Here is a 14,472-nt window from a genome sequence, read left to right as displayed (position 1 = left end):
AGCCGAGAGGTCGGCAGATATGGGCTCAGGCGCGTCGTTCTACTTAGTCAGTAAGCGAACTTCTTACTGGCTTAGTAGAAAACCAAGCTTGTAGACTCGTGCCTTTCGAGGCTTCAAGTTGCGTTCGCACCGTTCCAGCCCATATCTGCCGGCCGGTAAGGCGACCAACCCCTCCATGCTGCCCAGTTTGAGTGCCAATTGCTACTCAGCCGTCTGGAGCTTTTGCCAGCCCAAGGCGATGAAGTAGAAGATGGCTTCAATCGCTGCAATAAAGAACGATACCGGGTAGTTGGTCACGTAACTCAGCGTCAGCCCGCTCCACACCCCAATCAGGGCTAACGCAATGGCCAAGACCATCATGCCACCGACCGTGTGGGCAAAGTATTTTGCCGTTGCTGCAGGTAACGTCAGGAGGATAAAGATCAGTAACGACCCCACGATTTGAGCGGCGACACTCACACTCAATGCCAGTAAGACCAGAAAGGTCACGGATAAGGTGTTGGTCCACAAACCCTTGACGCGAGCGCCAGTGTGGTCGAACGAATCGAATTTCAAGAATCGATAGATGACAAAGACGACCAGCAACACCAACAAGGACAGCCACAACATCTGTTGCACGTCACCGGCACTGATCCCGATGACACTCCCAAACAGAATACTGGTGGCGTAGCTCGCATTTTTATTGGCCAACGATAAGAACAAGATCCCCATCCCAATAAAGAGCGCAGAAATTGCGCTGGTAGCGGCTTCCCGCCGTTCGCTGCGGGCACTCAATTGGCCCACAATGACCGAACTGACGACCGTAAACAGGAGCATCCCATTCAACGGTGCCCACCCGGCAAAGACCCCAAAGGCCGCACCGGAGAAACCAATTTCAGATAACGTATGGGTCAAAAAGGACATATTTCTAGCAATCACGAAGACGCCCATAATGCCACAAATAATGGCAATGATGGTTCCAGCCGCGAAGGCGTTACGCATGAATTCATAACTAAACATTTTCGCCCTCCCAAACCTTTTCCTGTGTAAGACCACTGATGGGCCCCTGTTCTGTGCCATTTGGCGTCAACATCAAGTATTGTGAACTGTATTTACGAGCCATCGGAATGTCGTGCGTGACAAAGAGCACGGTCAACTGTAACGACTCATTCAACTCGATGACGAGATCCAAGAGTTCTGTCTTGGTCACGGGGTCTAAACTGGCCGTCGATTCGTCCAAAATCAACAGGTTCGGTGCCTCCACCAAGGCCTGGGCCAGGTAAGCCTTCTGCTTTTCCCCACCGGATGCCTGGCCAATCGGCCGATTCGCAATGGCTTCCAGTCCCGTCCGTTTCAAAATCGTCTGGACTTTGCTCCGCTCTTGCCGTGACAACCATGGCCATTTCCAACCGGTCAGATTCAACCCGACAAAGTCGCGAATGGTCAGTGGGTAGTCCGCGTCAATGTTTCGAAATTGCGGCACATAGCCGATCTTAACCGCATTGGTGGTCGGCAAATAAGCAACCTGTCCGTGGGTGGGCCGGAGTTGATGCAGGACTGTCCGCATCAACGTTGTCTTCCCGACCCCGTTCTTCCCAACGATACTCCAGAATTCGCCCTGTCGAATCGTCAAGTTGAGGTCACTAAAGACTGGGTGATTCGGGAAGGTGACCCCGAGATGTTCCAATTTTAAAATGGGTGCTGCCATCATAGTTACTTCTCCTTCTGCTGAATCCGTTGGACTTGTTCGTACTGCTTCAACATCCACGTCCGGTAGTCTTGGTTGGCCGGCATGGTCTCGGTCACCTTGACGACGGGGATGCCGTATTTTTTGGCCAAACGGACCATATTTGTCACGTTCTTGCTGGTATTCTGGGTGTTTTCCACGAAAAATGCGACCTGATGGTGCTTCAGTTGGGACTGTAATTGGGTAATATCAGCTGGCGTAGGATCGCTATCCTCTTCAATGGACTGGGCAAAGTGCCCATCGCTGACCCGGTAGCCCATCGCAGTCAGCGCCAGGTCAAAGACGGGTTCGCTGACCGCCACGCGTTGCCCATGACCATATTTCGCCAACTTTTTCGCTAAACGAGGTAACGCCCTGAGTTGCTTTTCATAGGTCGTGCCGCGCTGGCGGTAAACTCGTGCATGGCTGGGGTCAAGCTTACTGAACTGGGTCACCAAGTGGCGGGTAACCTTGATCATAACGTTGGGGTCCGACCACAGGTGCGGATTGTCCCCCGTCTGCTTTCCCATCAGTTGACCAATATTGAGCGTCTTGGTGCCAGAATCCTGGTTGGCCTGAACGACGCGGTCCATCCAACTGTCATAGCCCAGACCGTTCTCAATCACGACATCGGCTGTGGCGACCTGTTTCGCCGTCTTGATGTCCGGCTCGTAGCTTTCGGCATCGATGCTGGGACTATTAATAACCGTTGTCACCGTTCCCTGTTGGCCTAGAATGGCTCGGGCGGCCTCACCATAGAAGTCTAGCGTGGCGACCACGTCAATTTTTCCCGACCGGCTTGGCGTCGTTGTCTGGCACCCGGCCAGTATTAAAATTGCTGCTAAACTTATGATTAGCGTTAAAACCCGTGACCATTTCCGCATGTTCATCCACCTTTTATGTAAATGGTAATGATTACCGTTTAGTATTCTACCAGAAATTGAAAACTTGTCAATAAGCCGCAAACCTGGCCAGACGAAAAAAGCGAGAACCCCACTTGGGACCCTTACCTTTTAGGTAAATCTTTCAATTCATTTAAGTTCAGCCTGACTGGTTTTATTTCCAGCACACCTTGAACTTACTAACTGTGACACCTTAATTCGTCACGTACGGCTGCAAAAAGTCCGCCACCATCTGATCATAGCGTTCAGGATCCAACTTACGGGTCTCGATATGTCCCGCTTGTGGATCGCGATACTTCTGTTTGGGACCAGCCGCCGCCTGATAGAGGATGTTAAGGTTGGTCACGGGGACAGTTTGATCGTTAGCTCCCTGTATCAGGAGCAATGGCAAATGGGTCTTGCGCAACTGGGCTGCAATGTCGCCATCTGCCAACCGATATCCCGCTAATCGGGAGTACTGATCCGCAATCGGCAACGTTGGTGTCGCTGGCAAATGGTACTTGTGATGCAACCGATAACGCGCCTCCGCCATCACTGAAGCGTAACCCGAATCGGCAATGACGGCCTTGACGTTATGCGGCAATTCTTCACCAGCAACCGCCATGACCGTTGCTGCCCCCATTGAGATTCCCAGCAGTACAAGTTGACTGTCTTCCCCACACTTATTTAGGACCTGTTGAATCCAGCCCTGATAATCAATGCGGTCTGGCCAGCCATACCCAATGGTACAGCCCTCACTTTCGCCGTGCGCTCTAGCATCCGGCATCAAAACATCGTAACCCCAATCGTGAAAGGTCCGGGCCCAGGGAATCATTTGTTCTCTAGCGTGGCCCAACCCGTGTGCCAAGATGACCACTTTGGTCGTTGGCTGGTCGGCTGCGATGAAGCTTGACCGCAAGACCAGGCCATCCAAGCTCGTCTGTGTCCATTCAGCCGGATGTTGCCGCAAGTACCAGGCGTTATCCGCGGGCGAATTTTCCGCGATGGCCCGCAGTTTGGATTTCTGACGTCCCCGCGAAAAGGACTTTGTTGCTGCCTGATAAACGATTGCTGCACCACCCAACACACCAACCGCACTGGCGACGGTTGCAACTGCGGCACCAGTGACCCACTTCTGCCAAGTCTTCATCTGTACGACCCCATTTCGTTTTGTTTGCTACCTTCACTGTAACCAAATTTAGGAGGGAGCGCCACTATTTATCTCAGGATTTCCCAGTTACAGTCACTGACTAAAGATTGAAAGATAAAATTCAGGTCTCATCTCAGTATTGGTAAGCAGTCGCACCGTTAAATTAACCTAAATTGGGCGCACTCCGGTTGCTAGGGATTCCACCTGCTGTGGAGACGCTTCAGACTGACAGAAAACCAGTCTTCTCGCTCGATTTGAAGCCACGAAAACCACGTGTCTCCAAAGTCGCCCGTGCTGTAAGCTGGCTGAAAATTTGTGGCCAGCTTACACCACTTTCACGGCTGGGCCATCCCTAGCCTCCTCCGACGCTGACGGCGTTTTATCAAGACAACGACAGCTACCTGGCATTTTTTGAATTCGATTGATAACGACCGTTACGGTTATTCTCAGAGTCGTCTGAGAACACAATGTAAGCCGAGAGGTCGGCAGATATGAGCTCAGGCGCATCGTTCTACTTAGTCAGTAAGTAGTTTTCTTACTGGCTTAGTAGAAAACCAAGCTTGGAGACTCGGACCTTTCGAGGCTTCAAGTTGTGTTCGCACCGATCCAGCTCATATCTGCCGGCCGGACCACCGTGTTGCCCAGTTTTGGGGCCAACGTTTCGTTCATTGAATATACGTTTGCAGCATCGCTTCCCCGTTCTCGTCCAGACTGAACTTGGTCAATGGCCGACCGCTCCCCTGATAGACGATCCGGGACGATAGGAACCCAATCGTCGCCAGAAAATCAATGTACTTTTTCGTTGAGACCCGCGATAGGCCGGTGTCGTCGGCAATGTCTTGATTTGAAAATTCCGCCTGCCGGTTTCTGATTACCGTCACGATGCGTTGTAAGGAAAGCTTAGCCAACCCCTTGGGCAAGTCCTTTTGACGCGCTTCCTGAGGTGACGCAACCACCGTATTTCCCTGGAATAAGCTATCCAAATCGCGTTGCGAGACCGTGTTCTTATCATCGACCACCTGTAAGCGCGTGAACTTCGCCATCGCCTGCGCAAAACGGTCAAATGAAAATGGTTTGATCAAAAAGTCTAGCACTCCGTAATTGACTGCCTCCTTTAAGGTCTGTTGGTCATTTGCCGCCGTCATCATGATAACTTGTGGGTGAAGCTGACGTTTTAAGAGTTCAGCTAGAAACGCCGTCCCGCTGAGCTGAGGCAAATACATGTCCAATAAGATCAGCGCGTACTGATCCAAATCAGGCAGTGCAAGCGCAGCCACCGCACTCTCACATTCAACAATGGTCGCCGCCTGCAGTGCCGGTACCCGTTCCAAAAATTTATGGTTGATCAACCGTACCATGGGGTCATCTTCTACTATTAATATCTTCATTTCAACGCTTCCTTCGTTTCAACTACTACGGTCATCACCGTTCCCACTGGCTGATTGGCCGTGATCTTTAAATGGCCGTGCAACCTCGTGACCGCCGCACGAATGATACCCATGCCGTACCCGCGCTGATGCCCCTTGGTGGAGAATCCCTGGGTAAACATCTGCTCACGCACAGCCGGCGCAATACCGCTCCCCGTATCCCGCACCACAATTTTTAACTGCGTTGCCGTGCTGACCAGCGTCAAACTGATCAAGCTACCTTTATTCGGGTGCTTAATGGCATCCCGCGCGTTATCGAGCAAGTTCGACACAATCCGCAGGAGGAGAACCTCCACCTGACTGTCAAAGTCCGCCTGAGGAACGCTGCTGGTGGCGGTGACTTTAAACGCGATTCCCTGTTCCTTGGCTTCCTTACTCTTTCCTAAAATCAAACCGACCATGGCTGGCCACTTGATTTTATCCGTCACGTACCCGATATCTTGATGATAGTTATCGGTGATTTGGCCGACAAATTCGAGTGCCCGCGGATACTCTTCCAATTCTAATAACCCATTGATCACTTGTAATTGGTTCATAAACTCATGAGTCTGCGCCCGCAACGAGGACACGTAATGTTCGGTCCCGGCTAGCTTATTGATCAACCCCGTAATTTCTGACATGTCCCGAATCAAACAGACCTGCCCCAGTTGCTTGCCCCGAACCCACAAGGCATTCGTTGAGATCAACAACTGTTTATCCAAATAGGTCACTTCCACGCCACTCGAAGTGGTCACTCCCGTAAATAGCAGCTCACGCAACGCTGGCGGTAACGGCTGCCCGCGAAATAGCTCCTGCGCAAACAACGTGCGGGCCGTCCGGTTAACGGAAATGATTTGGCCCCGGCGATTGATGGCGATCACCCCTTCTGGTAAGGCGTCATCCACCAAGGTTTGTTGCGCCGTGCGCTCCGCAATTTCACTCGGTTCCATCCCCAGGAGCAGGTAACGGAGATACATCCCTAGCAAAACCGACAGGACTAGTCCCACTAGGAGACCACTCAGCCCACCAATTAAAATGGGCCGCGTCTTTCGCTGAAGCTGCTGATTTAAGTTTTTCTCAGTCACCCCTACACACACGACCCCGATGACTTTTCCGTGATCATAAACGGGATGAAAAACCCGGTACTCGGGTCCCAAAACGCCTGGTCGTTGTGAATAGTGTATGCGGCCTTGCAAAGCCGGACGGGGATCTTGTAGCGATGAGAAATGGTGCCCCACGTCCTTATCCAAGGGGTGGGATAATCGAATTAAGTCGTGATTTAAAATGACGATAAAATCGACATCATCGCGCTTGACCAGTGGCTTAACGAACGTCTGGAGGTTGGTTGTCGCTCCCGCGTTGGAAGCGCGAATCACCCGTTTCACTGGCGCCATCTTCGCTGTGGACTGCGCCACCTTCAAGATTCGGGTCTGGGTTGCCCGCTTGCTCTCCGCTACCGTATCTTGATGAATCAGAACCGCCGTCGTTGCCACGGCCACACCAATCGTTAGTGTCATGACGGCAATCACGATGACCCAGAATGGTAACTGTTTTTTCAAAGTCTTCACTACTAGTCGCTCCCCCTGTCTTCCCAACCAACTAAATATACCTGAATGTCATCAATGGACGCAACCATTTACGCGACTGCTATATGACTAGTTTACATTTTAAAGTTAAAAGATGGAATTCAGGCCTTATCCCCGTATTGATACGCATTTTCACCGTTAAATTAATCTAACCTGGGTGCACGCCGGCTGCCAGGGATTCCGCCGGCTGTGGGGATACTTCAGACTACTGTGTTGCTGTTAAGTTTTGACCCTTTCATCCTTTAGTAACGACTAAAACAGGCTCAGAGCCGCTCCTTCAAGGAACGATTCCAAGCCTGTCTTTAACACGCTATTCTAACTGGTAATCTGTCTCCGTTACCAACCGACGTGTCGGTACGGAAGACTACTTCGCATGGATGGCATTCTTAGTCGTTCCCGTCGTCAAAATGTCATGGAAGTTGTCATAACTGATACTGATCATATCTTGTAGCGCTGGTTCCGTGTATGAACCCACGTGAGGAGTAATCAAGACTTTAGGGTTCGCCTGAACCAGGTCGCGCACCTGTTGGTTTGGAATGTCCGCCACGTTGGCAAACTTCTTGCCTAAGATGTTGACCTCATCCACGACAACATCGGCACCGTAACCATCAAGTTGCCCGTCTTGAAGGCCCTTTAAGATGGCGGGGATATTTGCTAACTCGCCCCGAGCCGTATTGATCAACACAGCACCGTGCTTCATCTGTGCCACAAATTCATCATTGATCAAATCCTCGTTCTTGCCTGGGAAATAGGGAACGTGAATGGACACGATGTCACTTTGCTTGAGTAAGTCAGGCAAGTCCATCATTTCCGCCAGTTCTTTAGCTGCATCCGACGGGTAAGGATCGTAAGCGACTACTTTGGCGCCTAAAGCCTTATATAGCTTTGCTTCGGTGTAACCGATCCGGCCGATACCCACGATTCCCACCGTTGCCGTATGGATTTCCTTGCTGAACATGGCTGGTGAAATGGTAAAGTCCGCTTGGCGCGTTTGACTAATCCCCAAGTTCACGTGCCGGAACAGGTTCATCCCCAGCGTGAAGGCCAATTCAGCAACGGCGTATGGGGAGTAACCTGGCACTCGCGCCATTTCAATGCCTAAATCAGCTGCCGCTTGAAGGTCCATGTGGTTAAACCCAACGGAACGGGTAAAGACGTACTTGATTCCCCAGCTGGCAAACTTTTCTAAGTTCTGCCGGTCAGCCATACAGTTTCCCCGTACCAAGACGGCATCGGCACCCTTTGAGGCCTCAGCGTTGTCGTGGGTCAGTAGATCTTCCACGTAAGTCATGTCGAACCCATACTTGTTCAAGTCGTCAAAGTAAGGCCGTTCAATGGGCCGCACACCGTAGGACGTAATTTTTACCATTTCAAAAGCACTCCTTTTCTAGTTGTTATCGCGATTAGTTAAAGATTCCAAGACCACTGATCACCTGTAAAATGGCAATCCAGATAGGCATCATAACCACTGCACAGATAGTTGAGATGAATGACGCGTTCGATGACATCACGGCTTCTCTGTCAAAACTAATGGCGTAGGCCGAAGCAACGGCAGCAGTTGGTGTCGCCATCATGACGACGACGGTTGCTACAGCTGTGAAGCTCAATGGCAAGATGTTCGTGATGCTGAGCAGCCATAAAATCACTAAGTTCAACAGGGGGACGATAATGACCTTGTTCATAGCGTAGTACCAAGGCGTCTTATCTTCAGCGGCATCCTTAAAGGAGATTGACCCTAACGTGACACCAATGGCCAACCAAGCTAATGGTGACGATAGGTTCGCCAAGTAAGTTAATGGCTTGTACAACCACAGCGCCGTCTGGTCGATTCGGTAGAAGGCTACTGACGTCATCCCAGCCTGTTGAACGCCATTGATGGCGGCGTGAACCGTCACTTGAGGAACTAAATGTTGGCCTAACCACATGAACAGTCCTAAGAAGGTGGCGATCACGATGGGGTTGGCAAACATCTTCTTGATGTTCTTTGCTTCCATCTTCAAGCCAGACATTTTAATGTAGGCGTAAGAGTACAGGAAGATTCGGTAACCAATGTTAAAGATGGAACTGTACATAACCCCTTTGGCACCGTATACGGCACCAACAATCGGAATTCCAAAGAACGTTGTGGAACCAAAAGTCGTTAAGATAGCTAAAACTTCACGTTCTCCCTTAACATAACGTTGGTACATGAAGGGGGTAACAAAGATCAAAAGAATATAAATCACAATTCCCCAGACCAGAACACCCATTCCTTGCTTGAAAGCCTCGTTATCCATGGGTTGCATGAATGAATTGAAGGCCAATGCTGGAATCGCTACCGTCAGGGCAACCTTAGTCAGGACCTTACCAAAGTTTTCACCGAAGGTTCCCCGTCGCCGTAGAAAGAAACCCAAAAGAATAATAAAGATAGTAGAAGTAATGGAACTAATAATTGCTGCATTTGTGAACGTCGATTCAACTGCTTTAAGCACGCTCATTCTTGTCGCCTCCGTGATTAATCTATTTGATGAATCAATCATAGCGACTATTTGCTCACTAATATACATAGTGAAAGTTATGTAAGTATTGTAACTTATGTAAGCGGTGGTCTAACCAGTGATTTTTTACACATATTGGCAAAGTTCTATCGTTTAAACGGCTTAACCAATACTTGTAGCCATCTTTTAATGACCGATTTACTTGTTTTCAATTGCGGTAGTAAACATAAAACAGGCTAACAAAGTGGCGATGTTGCGCTACTTTGCTAGCCTGTTAGTCTTTATATTTTTTTGACTGGTCACCTTTACCCGACAAGCATGACGTGTCAGCCGTCACTCATAGCCATAGTAAAACAATGAAAGCTGTTGTCACAATTAAACGACCAATGTGATGTGACCAATGAAAGTCATTCAGCGCCTTTCCATGAAGCATCGCCGCACCCACAACGACCAGCAGCAATAACGGCCCGACCCACACAAATGCTAAACGAAAGAAAAACACCGTCAACCAGGCAAGGATTAGGCAAAAGATATTCGCCATCCCCGTTACCCGAACTAATCGCCTTGACTGACGATAACTCCGCCAATTAAGTAACGTTACCCCACCCATTAATGTTAGGTAAACTAGAATCAAGCCTATGCCAATGAATCGAACCATGGTGTGCCACCCCTCTTTACAACTATTTTTTAATTATAGTAAGGCAACTCACCAGAATTCAGCAATTTTTAACTGTTGGTTTACCCGACATCCGGCCGAACGCCCTGTTTAGTCGGCACTGATGGACACTGACGCTGCGACTTGGGCAACTGGCCGTACAACAACTGTAGCAACTCCAACTGTGTTCGTTTTGTTTTTAAGGCCGCGTTCAACTCCGCTGCTAGTCCTGTATCCAGATGCTGTTGTTCTCTTTCCACGATCCTCACCTCTGGCACTAGAATGCCGGAATTGTACTCGGAATACAACCGAAACGTCTTATAAATTGTATTATACAAATATCATTATTAATAGGTGTTTTCACCAATTCACTGCTTATGATTAAAGGACTCAAAAGGGACCTCACCAGCTAAAACTCAGCCAGTAAGGTCCCCAATACTATTATTTAACTTAAACCGACTATGCCTGTTCTGACAACAACAGCGAGTCTAAAGCTAGGCAACTTAGTGGTCTCCTCACCTTACCGGCTGGTAGATATGGACTGAACCCCACATCTACCGAACTTTCGGATTATGCAGCGTTCTCAGACGACGCTGGGAATGCTTATAACCGTCGTTAACACTTAGCGCAAAAATGCCAGGTAGCAGTGGTCTACAGCCGTTATCTTGACTAAACACAATCAGCGCCGGAGGAGGCCAGGGATGGAGCCAGCCGTGAAAGTGATGTTAGTTGGCGTTTTTAGCCAGCTTACATCACGGGCGACTTTGGAGACACGTGGTTTTCGTGGCTTCAAATCGAGCGAGAAGACTGGTGTTCTGCCAGTCTGAAGCGTCCCCACAGCAGGCGGAATCCCTGGCAGCCGTAGTGTGCCCAATTAGCTTAATATAATGGCGCGAATGCTGACCAATACTGGGGTGAGGCCTGAATTTCAGCTTTCAACCTTTACTTGTTTAACTATCGTGCCTGTATCCGCACAACGCCTTCCGCCGGTTCATCCCCATTTTCCACGTAGAATTGCCGGACGGCACCAATCAGATTGGCGTCGTTGAGGAAACGACAGGCGCGTACATCGGCTGTCAGAGCGGCCTTGTGGGCGTGCATCAACTGTTGAATCCGTTGCTGCAAATCGGCCACGAATCCCGGCCGGGCCGAGATACCCCCACCAATCAACAGGCGCTGTGGGTTCAAACTGACATAGAGGTTGAAGGCCCCCATACTCAGCCAGTTCAACATCTCGCCCACACACTGTTGAGCGATGCTGTCCCCGTTATTGGCGAGGTCAAAGACGTCCTGGGCCGTAAACGCCGTGGGTAATTCCTTTAGTCGCTGGTATCGCGCCGCCATTTTAACCGGGCTGGCCAGCTGACTGAACGTCTCACCGGCTGGATTCATGACCATGTAGCCAAACTCCCCGGTAAAATTATCCTGGCCCGCCATCAGTTGACCGTTGATGGTCACGGCACCGCCAATGCCCGTGCCGATAATCATGTAAATGGCATCGTCGACGTCCTTGGCGTTGCCGCGCCAGGCCTCAGCTAGAGCGGCACAGTTGGCGTCATTTTGAATGCTAACGGGCACGCCCAAAGCTGTACGCAGCGTGGCCTTGATGGGAAAATCGTTCAGATAGTCCACGGCACTGGTCCCGGAGATTTTCCCCACGACCGTGTCGACCCCACCAGGCAGACTGACAGCCACCCCGGCAAAGGGTAACGCCAGCTCACGTTTGACCGCAATCAGTTTATCCAGCAGTTCCGGCCACGTTTTCGGCGTGTTGAAGCGATTCTTGCGCGTCAATTTTTCCGCTGCCCAGACGCCGTACTTCACGGTGGTTCCCCCAATATCAATGGCCAGAATCGGTTCAGGCTTTTGCGTCATCGTGCTCACCATCCAATGAAAGGTCCGCTCCGTTGGTGGCAATCACGCGTTGGTACCAGTAGAAGGAATCCTTCCGGTAACGCGCCAGACTACCACTGCCATCATCGTTGCGGTCGACGTAAATGAATCCGTAGCGCTTTGACAGCTGCCCGGTGCTGGCGGACACAATGTCAATGGCGCTCCAAGGCGTGTAGCCCATGACTGGTACCCCGTCTTCCTCCATAGCCAACTTCATCTGTACAATGTGGTCTCGCAGGTAATCGATCCGGTATTGATCGTGGACTTCATGGTCGGCAGTCAACTCGTCAATAGCGCCGATTCCATTTTCAACAATAAATAACGGTAAGTGGTAACGATCGTTCATCCAGTTCAGACCATAACGTAAGCCTTCGGGGTCAACTTGCCAACCCCAGTCGGATTGTGGCACGTATTTGTTCGTGACTAAGTCCGTACTCTCATTGTAGGAGAACTGCTTGTCTTCGTGGTCACTAGCCTGCGTTGCAAAGGACATGTAGTAGCTGAATCCTAGGTAGTCGACGGTTCCGCGCTTCAAGTTGGCCAAATCAGCCTTCGTGATGTCTAAATCGTACCCCTTCGCATCAAAGTACTGCGTCAACCAGGTTGGATAGGTCCCCTCACACTGAACATCGGAGAACCAGAAACGGGCTTGCATGGCGCGCTGTGCCTTCAACACATCACTCGGTTTGTCGGTCGCCGGGTAAACGGGTGAGAAGGCCACCATGGCCCCCACTTGGAAATCAGGATTGATCTGGTGGGCAATCTGTACGGCCAGCGAACTGGCAACGACTTCATAGTGACCGGCTTGATACATGACCTCTTCGGCATTTTCGCCGGGCTTGACCTGAATCCCCGAGTTGGTAAATAGCGTGAAGGCCCGGTCGTAGTTACTCTGGTTGTTAATCTCGTTAAACGTTAACCAGTATTTGACCTTATCTTGGTAGCGTTCGAAGACGGCCTTGGCAAAACGTGTAAAGAAGGTAATCATCTTTCTGCTCCGGAAACCACCGTATGCCGTGACCAAATGGTAAGGCATTTCAAAGTGGGAGAGCGTGACCACGGGTTCGATGTTGTACTTCAAACATTCATCGAATAAGCGATCGTAAAACTTCAGTCCCGCTTCGTTGGGTTCGAGCTCATCTCCCTGAGGAAAAATCCGGGACCAAGCAATCGACGTCCGAAAACTCTTAAACCCCATTTCGGCAAAGAGCTTCACATCTGCTGGATATTGATGGTAGAAATCCACGGCCTCATGGTTGGGGTAAAATTCGCCTGCCTGCACACCGTCCGTAATCGTCCGTTCATCGTGACTCCCAGCAGCGGTCATCACATCAGCGACACTGAGGCCCTTGCCGCCAACATTGTAGGCCCCTTCAACTTGGTGCGCAGCAACGGCGCCGCCCCACAAAAAGTCTTTTGGTAATCCATGTTTAGTCAATTCAATGTCCTCCTAATTGGTTTTAACGTTCATTTCCTGATAAAAATACGATACCGGCCGACCCCTTGCGAGCCATCCTGTATCGTATTTTCGTGAAGCCTGTTAGTGATGAAAGATCAGTCGCGTTCCGTTCATGTTGAGTACCCGGTGAATGGCGAGTGACGCACCGCCCAATAAGGTGGCGTATTTCACGTCCTTCGACATGACCAGGGGTGGCACCAACGGCATGAACCCCAATTTCATCTGAATATTCTTTAAGATTTCGGGTAACCGGTCAATGAGTGGTGAGTTGAAAAATATCATCTGCGGATCGTACGCCGCAATCAGGTTACTCGTGACTAATGCCAGGTAGTAACAGAAATCTTCGAGCAGGCCCATGATTGCCTCGTCCTCGGCTTCATAGTCGTTGACAAGTTGATTCAAGTCATAGGTCTTGGTCCGCTTCAGCACCCGCGCCTTTTCCAACAAAGCGGTCTGTGACCACTCCGCATCGAAACTGGCAAGCTTCGAAAGCGGCCGGTGATGATCACGCGACTCCTGGATAATGGTCTGCCCGATTTCTCCGGCTTGACCGTAATTACCCGTATAGAGCTGCGTGTTAAGGATGATCCCCGCGCCGACTCCCTCATGAATGCTGACGGACACAATGTGCTCAAGTTCCTGCTTACTAAAGTCCTGTTCGAAGACCGCCGACAAGTTCGCTTCGTTTTCCATCACAATGGGCACCTGGTAGTGGTCGTGAAAATAGCCGACAATATCAAAATCAGCATAATCCACAAACGGTGACGTGATGACCTTGTTATGGTAAACGACCCCGAAGATGGCGATGGAAATTGCCTGTAACCCGTTGACCACATCGAACTGCGGTAACTGGTTGATCAGACCTTCCATTTTAGTCACAACATCTTCAACCGACTGATTATCAATGGGACTCGTGCTATACGCCAGGGCACGACCATCCATTTGGGTGACGAGTAGCTCCACGACGTCGCCAGAAATACTGAAGTTGATCACGTAGCCGTAAGTCGCGTTGAATGCCGCCAACTCCGGCCGCCGACCACCAGTACTGGTCCCCCGCGCTTCGCCAAGACTGGTCACTAATTTCCGGTCGATGAAGGACCCGATAATATCGGAAACCGTCACCTTATTCAATCCCAAAAGTTTTGAGACCGCGTTTCTGGAAATCGGACCATGATTAACAATGGCTTGGAGAACCGAACGCTCGTTGTGAATGCGCATAACGTCCTTATTAATAATCATCCGTGTCACTCACTTTTTCCG

The 14,472-nt window shown here is 50.3% G+C and carries 13 protein-coding genes; all 13 read right to left on the bottom strand.

From position 1 onward, the window contains the following. Positions 1 to 201 precede the first annotated feature (201 nt). The 13 genes from FAY32_RS10605 to FAY32_RS10550 all read right to left on the bottom strand — a co-directional run bounded on the left by FAY32_RS10605 (position 202) and on the right by FAY32_RS10550 (position 14,451). Complete coding sequence (locus tag FAY32_RS10605; RefSeq protein ID WP_143463409.1) at positions 202 to 999, bottom strand: metal ABC transporter permease; 798 nt, start codon at positions 997 to 999, stop codon at positions 202 to 204. After that, on the bottom strand, positions 992 to 1,690 hold the full coding sequence (locus FAY32_RS10600; RefSeq protein ID WP_143463408.1) for a metal ABC transporter ATP-binding protein: 699 nt from the start codon (positions 1,688 to 1,690) through the stop codon (positions 992 to 994). The genes FAY32_RS10605 and FAY32_RS10600 overlap by 8 nt, the downstream gene beginning before the upstream one ends. A gap of 2 nt (positions 1,691 to 1,692) precedes the next feature. Beyond that, on the bottom strand, positions 1,693 to 2,589 hold the full coding sequence (locus FAY32_RS10595; RefSeq protein WP_143463407.1) for a metal ABC transporter solute-binding protein, Zn/Mn family: 897 nt from the start codon (positions 2,587 to 2,589) through the stop codon (positions 1,693 to 1,695). Between the two features lie 211 nt (positions 2,590 to 2,800). After that, positions 2,801 to 3,736 (bottom strand): alpha/beta hydrolase, encoded by a 936-nt coding sequence (locus FAY32_RS10590; RefSeq protein ID WP_143463406.1) that lies wholly within the window; start codon positions 3,734 to 3,736, stop codon positions 2,801 to 2,803. Between the two features lie 665 nt (positions 3,737 to 4,401). After that, on the bottom strand, positions 4,402 to 5,124 hold the full coding sequence (locus tag FAY32_RS10585) for a response regulator (RefSeq protein WP_143463405.1): 723 nt from the start codon (positions 5,122 to 5,124) through the stop codon (positions 4,402 to 4,404). Further along, a complete protein-coding gene (locus tag FAY32_RS10580; protein ID WP_143463404.1) occupies positions 5,121 to 6,710 on the bottom strand; it encodes an ATP-binding protein in 1,590 nt (529 codons plus the stop codon). Before FAY32_RS10580 ends, FAY32_RS10585 begins: the two co-directional genes overlap by 4 nt. 382 nt (positions 6,711 to 7,092) lie before the next feature. Next, positions 7,093 to 8,097, bottom strand: a complete 1,005-nt coding sequence (locus FAY32_RS10575; RefSeq protein WP_143463403.1) for a 2-hydroxyacid dehydrogenase — start codon at positions 8,095 to 8,097, stop codon at positions 7,093 to 7,095. Between the two features lie 34 nt (positions 8,098 to 8,131). After that, positions 8,132 to 9,205, bottom strand: a complete 1,074-nt coding sequence (locus FAY32_RS10570) for an AEC family transporter (RefSeq protein WP_143463402.1) — start codon at positions 9,203 to 9,205, stop codon at positions 8,132 to 8,134. Between the two features lie 337 nt (positions 9,206 to 9,542). Then, positions 9,543 to 9,863 (bottom strand): hypothetical protein, encoded by a 321-nt coding sequence (locus FAY32_RS10565; protein ID WP_143463401.1) that lies wholly within the window; start codon positions 9,861 to 9,863, stop codon positions 9,543 to 9,545. Between the two features lie 80 nt (positions 9,864 to 9,943). Then, entirely contained in the window at positions 9,944 to 10,120 is a 177-nt protein-coding gene (locus tag FAY32_RS14665) for a hypothetical protein (RefSeq protein ID WP_158727585.1), read from the bottom strand. A 694-nt stretch (positions 10,121 to 10,814) separates the two neighbouring features. Then, positions 10,815 to 11,735, bottom strand: a complete 921-nt coding sequence (locus FAY32_RS10560; RefSeq protein WP_143463400.1) for an ROK family protein — start codon at positions 11,733 to 11,735, stop codon at positions 10,815 to 10,817. Next, complete coding sequence (locus FAY32_RS10555) at positions 11,719 to 13,191, bottom strand: 6-phospho-beta-glucosidase (RefSeq protein WP_143463399.1); 1,473 nt, start codon at positions 13,189 to 13,191, stop codon at positions 11,719 to 11,721. The genes FAY32_RS10560 and FAY32_RS10555 overlap by 17 nt, the downstream gene beginning before the upstream one ends. A gap of 102 nt (positions 13,192 to 13,293) precedes the next feature. Beyond that, positions 13,294 to 14,451: an ROK family transcriptional regulator gene (locus tag FAY32_RS10550; protein ID WP_143463461.1), complete on the bottom strand. Its 1,158-nt coding sequence runs from the start codon at positions 14,449 to 14,451 to the stop codon at positions 13,294 to 13,296. Positions 14,452 to 14,472: the final 21 nt, after the last annotated feature.

It is taken from the genome of Levilactobacillus enshiensis (genome assembly GCF_007115095.1).
Taxonomy (GTDB): Bacteria; Bacillota; Bacilli; order Lactobacillales; family Lactobacillaceae; genus Levilactobacillus; species Levilactobacillus enshiensis.
The sequence above is the reverse complement of the archived record's forward strand: the minus strand, read 5'-3'. Positions and strand labels throughout refer to the sequence as shown.